Source organism: Anaeromicropila herbilytica, from assembly GCF_016591975.1.
Classification (GTDB): domain Bacteria; phylum Bacillota; class Clostridia; order Lachnospirales; family Lachnospiraceae; genus Anaeromicropila; species Anaeromicropila herbilytica.
Window position 1 is genome coordinate 2,894,277 of record NZ_AP024169.1, and the last position, 13,190, is coordinate 2,907,466.

12 protein-coding genes are annotated in these 13,190 nt (G+C 30.0%); all 12 read right to left on the reverse strand.

The features are described 5' to 3' along the window. Nucleotides 1–27: 27 nt before the first annotated feature. On the reverse strand, nucleotides 28–1,155 hold the full coding sequence (locus bsdtb5_RS12525; RefSeq protein WP_271712324.1) for an ArsR/SmtB family transcription factor: 1,128 nt from the start codon (nucleotides 1,153–1,155) through the stop codon (nucleotides 28–30). Nucleotides 1,156–1,279: 124 nt separating this feature from the next. Then, nucleotides 1,280–2,542: an MFS transporter gene (locus bsdtb5_RS12530; protein ID WP_271712325.1), complete on the reverse strand. Its 1,263-nt coding sequence runs from the start codon at nucleotides 2,540–2,542 to the stop codon at nucleotides 1,280–1,282. 498 nt (nucleotides 2,543–3,040) lie between these two features. Beyond that, complete coding sequence (locus bsdtb5_RS12535; RefSeq protein WP_271712326.1) at nucleotides 3,041–3,778, reverse strand: leucine-rich repeat domain-containing protein; 738 nt, start codon at nucleotides 3,776–3,778, stop codon at nucleotides 3,041–3,043. 182 nt (nucleotides 3,779–3,960) lie between these two features. Further along, nucleotides 3,961–5,190: a peptidase T gene (gene pepT / locus bsdtb5_RS12540; protein WP_271712327.1), complete on the reverse strand. Its 1,230-nt coding sequence runs from the start codon at nucleotides 5,188–5,190 to the stop codon at nucleotides 3,961–3,963. 196 nt (nucleotides 5,191–5,386) lie between these two features. Beyond that, nucleotides 5,387–6,304 carry an AEC family transporter gene (locus bsdtb5_RS12545; protein ID WP_271712328.1) on the reverse strand — a complete coding sequence of 306 codons (918 nt, stop codon included), beginning with the start codon at nucleotides 6,302–6,304 and terminating at the stop codon, nucleotides 5,387–5,389. A gap of 17 nt (nucleotides 6,305–6,321) precedes the next feature. After that, nucleotides 6,322–7,722 carry a dipeptidase PepV gene (gene pepV / locus bsdtb5_RS12550; RefSeq protein WP_271716097.1) on the reverse strand — a complete coding sequence of 467 codons (1,401 nt, stop codon included), beginning with the start codon at nucleotides 7,720–7,722 and terminating at the stop codon, nucleotides 6,322–6,324. A gap of 346 nt (nucleotides 7,723–8,068) precedes the next feature. After that, nucleotides 8,069–8,455: a cupin domain-containing protein gene (locus bsdtb5_RS12555; RefSeq protein ID WP_271712329.1), complete on the reverse strand. Its 387-nt coding sequence runs from the start codon at nucleotides 8,453–8,455 to the stop codon at nucleotides 8,069–8,071. Between the two features lie 331 nt (nucleotides 8,456–8,786). Then, nucleotides 8,787–9,617 (reverse strand): Cof-type HAD-IIB family hydrolase, encoded by an 831-nt coding sequence (locus bsdtb5_RS12560; protein WP_271712330.1) that lies wholly within the window; start codon nucleotides 9,615–9,617, stop codon nucleotides 8,787–8,789. 43 nt (nucleotides 9,618–9,660) lie between these two features. Beyond that, nucleotides 9,661–10,026: a BlaI/MecI/CopY family transcriptional regulator gene (locus tag bsdtb5_RS12565; protein ID WP_271712331.1), complete on the reverse strand. Its 366-nt coding sequence runs from the start codon at nucleotides 10,024–10,026 to the stop codon at nucleotides 9,661–9,663. Between the two features lie 208 nt (nucleotides 10,027–10,234). Then, complete coding sequence (locus bsdtb5_RS12570) at nucleotides 10,235–11,515, reverse strand: ATP-binding protein (protein WP_271712332.1); 1,281 nt, start codon at nucleotides 11,513–11,515, stop codon at nucleotides 10,235–10,237. A gap of 120 nt (nucleotides 11,516–11,635) precedes the next feature. After that, nucleotides 11,636–12,634: an RluA family pseudouridine synthase gene (locus bsdtb5_RS12575; protein ID WP_271712333.1), complete on the reverse strand. Its 999-nt coding sequence runs from the start codon at nucleotides 12,632–12,634 to the stop codon at nucleotides 11,636–11,638. Nucleotides 12,635–12,669: 35 nt separating this feature from the next. Further along, nucleotides 12,670–13,179 carry a signal peptidase II gene (gene lspA / locus bsdtb5_RS12580; RefSeq protein ID WP_271712334.1) on the reverse strand — a complete coding sequence of 170 codons (510 nt, stop codon included), beginning with the start codon at nucleotides 13,177–13,179 and terminating at the stop codon, nucleotides 12,670–12,672. Nucleotides 13,180–13,190: the final 11 nt, after the last annotated feature.

The window sequence follows — 13,190 nt, forward strand, 5'->3', positions numbered from 1 at the left end:
ACTTTATTTTGTTTATTTTCATCTATATTATTCAACTAAATAACGTCTAATTTGTTTTAATATCTCTTCAATTCTTTCTTTATTGGAAATATAGAACACTTTATTGTTCTGTTTTTCCACACGTACTAAACCTTGAGATATCAATGCTGACATATGATATGATATCGTAGGCGTTGATAAATTAAGACTTTTAGCTAATTCAATACCGTATGAACTTTTTTCTTTTATTAACATCAATATTTCAAACTTACTCTTATCACTTAATAATTTTAAAGCCTGATTAATCTCATTTACATCATTGGAACGTGAACTTGATGTTAAATTTTTATCAAAAAGTACTCCAATTCGAAATACATCAAATAGTTGAGAATCTTTCTTTTGACTATCTTCCCTTTCTTCTTTTGTCCTACTACTAAATGAACATCTATTACAGTAGAAGATATTTGGAATAAGATAAGTACCCAATAAATTCTTATCGAATACTATATTAACATTCTTTGCTATATAATCATATAAGTCCTCATGCGTGGTAAAATCAGTCCAATACTTATAAAATTCATTTCCAAGATAATCAAAATCCTCTTTGAAATACTCAAATAGTTTCGTTGTCTTTTCAATAAGACTTAATAGTTCATTCAAATACTTTTTCTTATCAAGAAAAATTTGCTGAATCAGAAGTTTATCCTCAGCTTTCAGTTCTGAGTTATTAATTTTACGAAATAAGTCAACTGTTGTAATATCTTCGCTTTCTTCATCGGTTAAACCAATTTTATAGAAACCATTTAAATGATTCGAGAATTCCTTTAATCGTTCTGAGTCTGATATATTTAAGACTTTTTCTCTAATCTCATCGATTGATAATGATATGTTTTGAAAATCATATAGTAATACAAAACTTGCTATATTATCCGAATACTCACCAATATTTTTATAATAAAATCGAATTTGATCCATATCCTCTGCTAAATGTTTTAGCATATAGGAATATATTTTTGTGACTCTGTAATAAGTATCTTGAACTTTCTCGTTGTCGATTCCATATCGTTTCAATAGCTTCTCACGTAGTTGCTCGAAATCATAATCCTCCGCAATTAGAGTCAAAAGTGCATCTGACTCATTTATATAATCTATCTTATTTAATACTGTAATTTTCATTTTCTAACCTTGCCTCTCAATCAATTATTACCACTTTCATGTGAATTACTACTACTTCAAGAAATAAAGTATTAAAAATTATCACATTAAATCATGCGATAATTATTAATACTTTATTTCTTCTTTATTCAGTAACCTTCTCGAATTGTACTTTTCTAAAATGTATATATAAGAATAATATAATAAATAAGGTACCTGAAGCAACAAATATTTGAGATAGAGTAAATATTTTAACCAAAAAAGTGCATAGAAATGAAAATATTGGAACTGCTGCTGTGCCACTAGCATTTAATATGGCTCCTGTTCTAGATAAATATTCTTGTTCCACTTCCTTCATAAATTGTACACTAATTACCGATACAATCATTGAAATTGCTATACCAAATATCGTAATAAAGACGGCAACACTAGGATAAATAACCACTGCACTTGTTGTAACAAAACTAACTAAGATTAAAAACAGGTAAGAGCTTCCAAATATAATTCCATTCATTACTATTATTGAACGAACCTTAAATTTCTTTGAGACGTATGGAAATATTACAGAACCAATTGCCATTCCAACACTTGTTGACATTCCAAGTACTGATAATAACATACTACCCTGTTTGAATACTTCTTTTATTAGCGGCGCTTCAAATGTATTTAACGGAACCATAACCGCATTAATTGAAACCATTAATAAACAAATATTACGAACTACTGGATTTTTAGTAACATAATCAAGACCACTTTTTAAAGTTGCTAAATAACTTGAAACAGTTAACTTATCAGATTCTTTTTTCTCTTCTTTTACAAAAATACTAGAAATAATAACTGCGGATAGGAAAAATGTAATTGCATCAATTATAATCGATGTTTGTACTCCAAATACGGCTATGATTACACCAGCTAACCCTAGTCCTATGAACTCAACAATTTTACTTAATGTTGTATTAAGCGATGTACCGAATTCATAATATTTCTGTTCAAGTAACTGGGGTGTAAAAGCCATTCCAGCAGGTAATCGAAAAGCTTCTACGGAGGAATTCATAAATGTAAAAACCATCAATATGTAAGGGTTAACCATATCTGTTAGGTATAAAATTACTAATCCTACCACGATACATCCGCGAATTGCATCAGCTATTACCATAATTCGTTTCTTTTTCATTCTTTCAACTAATGCGCCTGCAAAAGGCTGTATAATTACTGACGGCAACATATTAACTCCATATATTACTGCTGACCATGATGCACTTTGTGTAATCTGATATACAAGCCATGTAAATGCAATTGCATCTACCGAATCTCCAAAACGATTGATTACATTTGCAATGATAAGCTTCATATATTCTACTTGTTTAAAAATATCTTTGTAACCAATTTTCACTTCATTTTCGCACATAAATTTACCCTCCATAACGTACTATTATAACTCAAACCTCGTATTATTAAGTTGATAGAATACTTGGTTTTATAACTGTGAAGTATAATACGCTATATCCACAATATGTACCTGAAAGAAGTATATTGTGGAATTCCTTTCTGATATTATTTTCTTTCAATGGTGCCTTGAATTATATGTATAAAAGAAATATATTAGACCAGCAGCATTAGATGTGCATCGAATTTGCTCAGTAATGTTTTATGACTATCTAACATATGAATTAGTATAATTTAGCTACTAGATTTTGTCAATCATTTTTTGAATATTTATTCATAGTAAATCTATATTACTGAACTATTCCTTATTTATCTTATAATCTATGCTTGCTGAAAGCCTTAAAGACAGAATCTCAATAAAACTTTCATACCCTGGACTTCAAGAGACTATTAAATTTAACTCCCATTAATAAAAAAAGGCTTGAATCATAGACTCAAGCCTTTTTGTTCATTCCTTATTTTATCCCTTAACTGTAGCTTCAACATTTCCAGATATCAATAATGTCTTTCCTGTAAATCGGTTCCTATACTTTTTATTAAATGTAAAATATACGTTATCCCCATCATTCATATCAAAATAGGTAATTGTTTGATTACATTTATCATATACCCCATAAGGAATAATACTATCCTCGTTTAATTCAAATTCACTGAATCTATCTTGAATACAACTTAGTGTCATAATAGCTTCATTATTCAAAGAAATCTGTACTGGTTTTAATTTAATTTTTTGATTAATGCCATAAACTGAATAAAGACTCGGTATCTGAACCAAAGGACTTATGTCGATTATATGATTAAATGAAAAATATATTTTTTTCAAATGAAACATACCCTTCATGCATGGGAATTCGCATATATGATTATAGTTTACACTTAAATACTCAAGACTTGACAACTGACTTAAAGGTGTAATATCTGTAATTAAATTATGTTGTAACAATAAACAAGAAATATTCTTTGCATATTGAATACCTTCAATTGATTTAATCCGATAATCCCTAGCATCTAATATTCCTGTCAAAGATTCTAAATCTTCTATCGTAATTTCATTTAATGCCCGCTTATTCAGTGCCTTATTAATTGCTGCTTGTAATCCTACATCCGGAATTTGATTATTGATTAAAATGTAATTTTCTCTTTCTTCTGTAAAGATATCATCTTGATTCCTTCCATCACAAAACTCATGACAATCCATTGGAATCCTTCCTTCACGTAAAAATTAATTATCATAATATTTTATGTGAAGTAAACTGATAAGTGAGTAATCTAAAGAAAAGTTCATCTTAATTCATCCTTAGATTACTCTATATTATTCTGATTTCTATCATTATTTCACGTCAAAAAATAAAATAATACTTTATTCATTCAAAGTAAATATTATTTGTAATCTTCCTTTGAGTATAATTTCATTATCTCAATAAGAACTAAAGTAGATAATTCCATTCCTTCGACTGTAATGTGTTCAAGGTTACCATGGAAAGCAAATCCACCTGTTCCTAGGTTAGGACAAGGAAGTCCCATAAAACTTAATCTTGCACCATCGGTACCACCACGAATTGGTGTAGTGATTGGTGTTAGTCCAACTTTTTGAATAGCTTCTCTTGCGTTTTCAATTAGATGGAAATTAGGCTCAATCATTTCTAACATATTTCTGTAATTATCTTTTAGCAATATTGAAACAGTGCCTTCTCCGTATTTTTCATTCATTAAATCCGCAATATGTTTTAATGTTTCTTTTCTTGCTTCAAACATTGTTGCACTATGATCTCTTATTATATAGGATAATGTTGCATTTGTTACGTCACCAGACATATCTGTTAAATGATAGAATCCTTCATAACCTTTTGTATGTCTTGGAATCTCACCGCTTGGTAACATTGAATTAATCTCAAATGCGACTAAGGCAGCATTTACCATAGTATTCTTTGATGATCCTGGATGTACCGAGACTCCTCGTACTTCGAACTTACATGCTGCCGCATTAAAATTCTCATATTCTATTTCGCCTTCTCTACTACCATCCACAGTGTATGCAAAGTCAGCACCAAATTCTTTTACATTAAAGAAATCCGCACCTTCCCCTACTTCTTCATCCGGTGTAAATCCAATGCATATTTTTCCATGAGGAATGTCTGATGTTAACAGAATCTCGCATGCAGTCATAATTTCAGCAATTCCTGCTTTATCATCAGCGCCTAATAGTGTTGATCCATCCGTAGTAATTAGTGTTCTACCTTTTAATTCTGATAGATGAGGAAATACTTTCACGCTAAGTATGTCCTTTGTTGCTGGTAGGACAACATCTTCTCCATTATAGTTTTCAATAATCTGAGGATTCACATTTTCTCCACTTGCATCTGGTGATGTATCCATATGTGCGATGAATCCAATACTTGGACAGTTTTCATAACCTTTTGTTGCTGGAATCTCGCCATATACATAAGCATGTTCATCCACTCTTACCTTGCTAATTCCAAGATCGTTCATCTCTGACACTAAAAGGTTAGCAAGTTCAAATTGGCATTTAGATGATGGATGAGTACCTGAATTTTCATCAGAAGTGGTATGGATTTTAACATATTTTAATAGTCGTTCGTATGCTTTCATATTTTTTTCCTTTCACTTACAACTTTTTATTATTCTATTAATATACTTATATTTTTACACATCTTTCTTTACATTTATCTAATTTGGAAATGTAAATATAATGTTATCACTCTTGAATCAATTTATTCTATACATTCTCTAATCCTATTATGAATCGCGTATTTCACCAAAGTATACAAATAACACCAATAACTAATTATAGTGATAACATATAAGTTACAAGCGGTATTGATATAACTGATAAAACTGTGGTTACAAGTACACCCATTGACGTTAATCTTGTATTTCCTTCATATTCATTCGATAACATAACAGCCATAGAAGCAACTGGCATTCCAAGGGTTATTGCTCCTACTCCGATTAACATCTTATCATCTGTAATCTTAGAAAGAATAAAATATGCAATGAGTGGCATTATAACCAGACGTATGATTGCTAATACATAGACCTTTTTTTCCTTAAATAGATCTGCTAATGAAATAGTTGCTATGGACGCCCCCAATACTAACATAGATAATGGAGTTGTAATACTTCCCACACTATTTAACGTATCTACGATGCACTTAGGAAGTTCTAATCCAGTAAAATATATAATTAATGCAATGATAGAGGATATTATACCCGGATTAACGAACTTCATCATATCGAATTTTGCATCTTTCTCACTATCTTTTGATATCAAATATATTCCATAGGAAAATACTAAGATATTAAATCCCATATGAAGGATGGAGGTATAGAATATAGCCTTTTGTCCAAAAATTGAGCTTACAACAGGAAAGCCCATAAAACTAGTATTCGCAAAGATAAGCATGAACTGATATGTTCCAGATTGACTTTTATCTACAAACATTAATTTTGAAATGATATAAGCTACAAAAGGTAACATACAGTACATGATAATGCCGATGATAAATACAAAAAGAATATCGCTTTTATCACCTTTCATATTATCACCACATACCGATCTAATAACAAGCGCAGGGCAAGTAACTTGAATGATTAAAGTTGATAGTTTTCTATTTGTGGACTCATCAATAATATTTATTTTATTAAGATAAAATCCTAGTAATAATGTAACGAATAATACAAACATCGTATTGATGATTTCCATATCTTATGTTCTCCTAATTATGCACAAATATCAATAATAATCTGTGTAAACATTTTAGCACTTAGCATTAATTCATCAATCACTGCAAACTCATCTGAACTATGCATATGATTATCTGTTCCTGGCATAGAACAGCCGAAACATACTCCGCCTTCAATATGATGGACATAAGTGCCACCCCCGATAGCTAGGCATTGACCTTCTTTACCAGTATAATCTTCATATACCTTTAATAGATTTTGTACTAATTCTGAATTTTTATCCACATAATGAGGAGGATTCATCTTCTCAATTTCTAAGAATAACCCTTCTCGAATCATATTCATTTCCATAACGCTTACTACATTATCGTCATTCGCGCATAATGGAGATCTGCAGTCAAAGCTTCCCTTTAGGCTTTCTTCGTTGTACTCAAAGATATTTAGCCCTATCGTTAATTTTCCAGATTCATCATCTGACATATTAATCCCTAATGCTTCTCCATAAAAATCACCATGAGGATACAATTTATTCACTGAGCAGATGCGATTGAATCCTTCTGATTTTGCGAATGACATTCCTGATAATATTGTTAACATTGCAGTGATTGGATTATTCCCAAGTTCTGGTGTAGAACCATGTGCACTATTTCCTTCAATTGTGATATGCACTTCTTGATTACTTTCTAATAGTTCATATTTTACCTTCAATTGTTTTGCAACTGGTTTTATATAATCTTCAACTTCTAATAATGTAAACCCTTCAATAACAGCTTCACATAGTTTAGGCACCATATTTTGCTTTAACCCACCATTAATGGATATGATTCTTGGCAATGATTCATTCTTTTGATATCTTCCAGTAAAACTACTTCTAAAGCTACCTTTTTCGATATTAATGACTGGATATTCTCCATCTGGTGAAAAAGTCTTAGGTGGAACTTTTTCTTTGCTAAAATAATAAGCAATATCATTACTACCACATTCTTCATCGGTTCCTAATATTAATCTAACATTTTTACTAAGTGGAATATTTAGATCTTTTACTGCTTTTAACGCATAAAGTGCTGCAACTGCAGGTCCTTTATCATCAGCAGTTCCTCTTCCATATATTTTTCCACTCTTCTCTACCATTTCATACGGATTAGTTGTCCATCCTGTACCTGCTGGCACCACATCAAGATGTGCAAGAATACCAAGCTCAGTCTCTTTATCATTTACATCCACTGTTCCAACATAATTTTCATAATTCTTAGTTATTAAACCTTTTTCTTTTGCAATATTCAAGGCGAGCTCTAAGGCTTTAGCTGGCCCCTTACCAAATGGCATCCCTGGCTTTGCTTCTGACCTATCACTTTGAACTGCTATTAACTTTCCTATGTCCTCAAGGAGCTCCTTTTTATGTTTTGAAAAATATTCTTCAATTTGTTGTTTATACATCTTTCTATTCATGCCTTTCTATATTTAGTATATTGGTAAGAAACGAGTTGTTTATATATATCCTTATAAACATTAACAAGTCAACCACCTGAACAAGAGTTCAAATGATTGACTTGTTAATTATAATAACAATATCGAATCGTACCGATTAATTGCCTTTATATATTATTGTAGTTATTTATTAATAAATGTCAACTCTTTCGCTAATTATTCTATGATGTTATGCTATCCCTTTTTTAAATTGTTTGTAAAAACTAAAAAGCTCTTAAATAAAACACATATAAAAAAGGAATGCAGATGGTCTTATATGAATGTAGTAATTGCTTTGGGATTGATATTTAATAAATTATAAAGATTTGAAATAATTATTAAATACATGATGTAGTTTATTATATCTTTTACCATCAAACGCATGAATAGTTCTTGTACCCATTTTACTTTCACTCTTGTGTAATGTATTTGCAGGAATGTGATATTCATCCCCTGGGTTCAATACTATCTCTTCACCATTAATAATCAGTGTGTATTTACCTTTTACACATGCAATATACTCATCAAAACGATGAATGTGGTCATCTGTACTTGTATCTTTAAGATAAGTCCAAATAACCATTTGAACACCATCTTTTCCTTCAAAAAAATAGCCATCCTTGTCCTTTTCCAGTGTTAATGTGCTATCAATTTTGTTTTGTTCGTTTTTCATAAATTTTGGAAATTCTTTCATATCCTTCATAGCATTGTCTCACTTTCTATAATTAGTATTCGTTGATAGTTACCTATGTATAACTACTTTAAGTAACTGGAAATCTTAAAATAAATACATAAACTAGTCAGTCTTAACAGAAAGGTCGAATTATAAGTCGCATGTGAATATTTATTGGGGAATAAATATATTTTCTTCCAGTTATTAACATTATAACCCATCCATTATTTTTGTCAATTGTATTTATTACCTAGATTAATAAAATATATTATGCACATTTTATACCAATAAAATACACCTATCAGTAAACTATCATCAATAGAATATAATTATAGAAAATTTTATGAACGAACCTTTATAATTATAACACGAATTGTTCAATTGCGTATGCAACACCATCATCTTCATTTGTTAACGTAACATAATCAGCCACTTCTTTTACTTCTTCTATGGCATTTCCCATAGCTACACCAAAGCCTACTGCTTTAATCATCTCGATGTCATTACCACCATCTCCACATGCCATAATCTGTTCTCTCTTAATTCCCAACAATTTTCCTAAAGCAAGCAGACCATTTCCTTTATTCACTGTTTTTTTATTTATCTCTATATTATTTGGCATTGCAGATGTAATCACAATTTCATCATCGAACTTCATTAATACCTCCATTACCCTTTCTTTCTCACTTAAATCTGAGAATAAAAGATGGATTTTTTCTATAGCCTTATTCTCACTTTGAACAAAATCACTAAGATCATCGATACCAATTCTGCTTTTAATAATATAATCAGCTAAAGCATCATCCTTTATATAGGATATTGCTGATTTTAAAGCGTTATTATCAGAATATCCCCTACCTTCAATATATACTTCTAATAAACTATTATAATCCGATACTGCATTAACGATTCTTAATGATAAGTCAACATCCATCAAATCTTGATAAATAATTTCTTCACTATGTAGATCCCGAATCACAGCTCCATTAGAAGTTAGTACATATTTCACACCATTTATATTCATGAAATCATGTGGTACACCACTGAATGGTCTCCCGGTTGATGGCAATACAACAACACCTTTTTGTATTGCATTTTCAATTGCTTTCTTGGTTCGTGTTGAAATAATTTTATTATTATTAAACACAGTTCCATCTAAATCTAATCCAATTAATTTAATATCTTTCTTCATTCGAATATTTCTCCTTTTAGATTGTACATTACTTAGTTTCTATTTACATTTTATTTTCAGCTATGATACGCTCAAGTTCTAATATCTCAGCAGTAGATAAGGATTGATTTTTTAAGTATTCAGTGAAAAAAGTACTTAAAGAATTATTATAAAATCGAGCGATGAATTCCTTGGTTTCAATATTTTGTATCATTCTTTTAGAAACAAGAGCTCGGCACATAAAACCCGGATCTTCCCTCTTAATTGCACCTTTATCAATTAATCTTTTAATCACGGTATAAGTAGTATTTTTCTCCCACCCTATGTATTCCTTAATAATTTTAGCGATATCCTTTGCAGCTAAGACTCTGTTTGACCAAAGCAATTCCATTACATTTAATTCTCCATCATGTAAATGTATCTCAGACATATCATCCACCTCATTTGTTCATTCTACTTATGTAGTATGATTTTTTTCTATTCACACTACTAATCTGTGAGTAGACAATTACTACGAATGTAAGCTAGTAATTCAGATCTTAATCCTCACCTTTAGAGTACTACTGTACTAGAAAAATCCCATCGTCAATTATATCATTCTAGAAACATACTGCTAAACAGAGTTCTTTAAAACTGTCTCATATACAGAAAACTGCATAGATAGGAATGTACTTTACATGGTTACTAAATTCAAAATTTCTTGTTGATACTTTAATACTATTCTTTGTATTAAAAAAAGAATGAAATATACTTAGACTTTTTGATCTTGTATTATTATCCACTTTAACTTCAATTGGCAACAACAATTGATTTTTTTGAATAACAAAGTCAATTTTAGCTTGGGAATTAGATTCCCAAAAATAGGGTTCATATCCATTACTAACTAGTGATTGTGCAATATAATTTTCAAAAACACCTTTACGAAATGATTGATCCAATTCGTTCCCATTAGAATTCAATATTCCAACGTCCATGTGATATAGCTTAAATGCATCCTGATCAGCTTGAATTATATCTTTAGAGTATTGTATAAGCTTGCTACATTTAATTGCTAGATTTGAATTAATAATTTGATTAATAGCATCTTGATACAATTTCTTAGTTACGCCTTTTCGAATAAGACGATATTGAAATTTCTTATTTTCTTTCTCCAATTGTTTATGAATACTTGATATTACATGTCTGATTTTTAATAATAAACTATCATCATTTCCTGTATTTAACGTATTGATACAAAAATCAGATATAATACGATGTACTTCTCTTATGTTATTCGTATTCTTATTGATTAAATATTCGTTAATTGCAAGAGGCATTCCACCTATTTTAAGATATAATTCAAATAGGGACAGCAATTCATTATGTACAATACTAGGTAATTTTTTATTTGTGTTATAATGCTCTCGTATTACATCGGCATACCATGTGTATCCAATTGCTATTAAAAATTCTTCAAAATCAAATGAGAATATATGAAGAATCATATATTTACGATTTGCATCAATGTTATTATCAAAGAAATCATTAGGGGTACTTGAAATTAATATGACAGGTAATGTCATATCGCTGTTCTGAAATAATTCAATAATCTCAGAATAGAATGGCAGAAAAGTTATCTCATCAAAGATAAATAGAACTGGAGAATTGTCACTAAATTCTTCTTCCTGGAAATCAAAAGTATTAGAAATATTTTTCAATATTTTATTTATATCAGTAGTCGTATCAATATCTTTTTTAAATAATTCTATCATTTCTGGTTGATTTTCAAAATTAATATAAATAATTCTTTTGTAATATGTTTTGCCAAATTCATTTGCAAGATATGTTTTGCCTACACACTTTGGACCAACCAACAATAATGGTTTGTTTTCATTACCATCTTTCCATCTTATCATATTTTGAAATACTTTTCGTTGCACTGTATCCACCTCTATTATATCCTATGTTTTTTACTAATTGCTATTCTACCACAATAGAAATCAATAGAATATCGTATGATAAATCTAGACAAGTGGCAGAATAGTATCTATATAATTTAGTTATTTCTTTTTTAATTTATCAAGTAATTCATTAAAATATTCTGGTATTGGAGCTTCAAATTCCATATATTCCCTGGTCGATGGATGAATAAACCCTAATACTCTAGCATGAAGAGCCTGTCCTTGTATATGAAAACTATCCTTTGAAGGACCGTAAACATCATCTCCTACTAGTGGATGATGTATACTACTTAAATGTACGCGAATCTGATGAGTTCTTCCCGTTTCCAATGAACACTCCACATGAGCAAACTTGTTTCCTAGATTCTCAAGAACTTTATAATGTGTCACTGCTCTTTTTCCATTCACTCTATTGATTGCCATCTTTTTTCTCTCAATTGGATGTCTTCCAATTGGAGCATCTACTTTTCCATCTTCTTTTATATTACCATATACTAGTGCGTTATACTTACGAGTAATGGAATGTACTTTAAGCTGTTCTGCTATAAATGTATGTGCATGATCATTTTTACATACAATAAGAATTCCTGTTGTATTCATATCAATTCGATGCACAATTCCTGGTCTTAATACACCATTTATGCCCGAAAGTTCATCTTTACAATGATACATAAGTGCATTCACTAAAGTTCCTGAATAATGACCTGCAGATGGATGCACAACCATTCCCTTAGGCTTATTAATGAGAATAATATCACTGTCTTCATAAATAATATCAAGTTTAATATCTTCTGGTTCAATATTAAGTTCTGTTAATTCAGGTATATTTATAGTAATCGTATCTGCTACAACCGCTTTATAATTTGACTTTACAGGTTGATTATTTACATAAACAGAATTATCTTTTATTAATTTTTGTATATAGGAACGAGAAAGCTCTGTTCTAATATTTGCAATTAATTTATCAATTCGAATACCTTTATTTGCTTCGTCCACGATAATTTCAATATATTCATTATCATCTAATTTTACATCTTCTTCGTTCTCTATCAGTACATCTTCATTCTGTAACAACAAATCATTGTTCTGCATATTCATAAATCTATCATCTTTCCATTATATTTTGGGATTAATTATTGTTCAATCTTCTTTTTGCGACTAATAAATTCAAAGTCCTCTTCTTTATAATAAAATAAAAATAATAAAATTAATGCAAACGCAGATACCGTTACATAACAATCTGCTACGTTAAATACCGGGAAATTAATGAGTTCAAAATATAAAAAGTCAATTACATAATTATGTAATATACGGTCTATCATATTTCCTATTGCACCCGCAGATATGCAAACTAAAACTATGTGCATCGGAATATATTTTTTTGTATTCGGTACTTTATTATAAAAGAAGGCTATAAAAACTAATACCAGTACTGTTAATAATACGAATACTATATATTTGTCTTTCATAATACCAAATGCCGCACCAGTATTCTCTATATATTCTAAGCGAAATATCCCTTTTATAATAGGAATACCATCTGAATTCTCCAAACTACTCTTTGCAATAATTTTAGTAATTTGATCAATTACTACTAATAGAGTGACTCCTAATAAACCAAAAATTAATTTTAAGCGTTTCATCCAATCTCCTC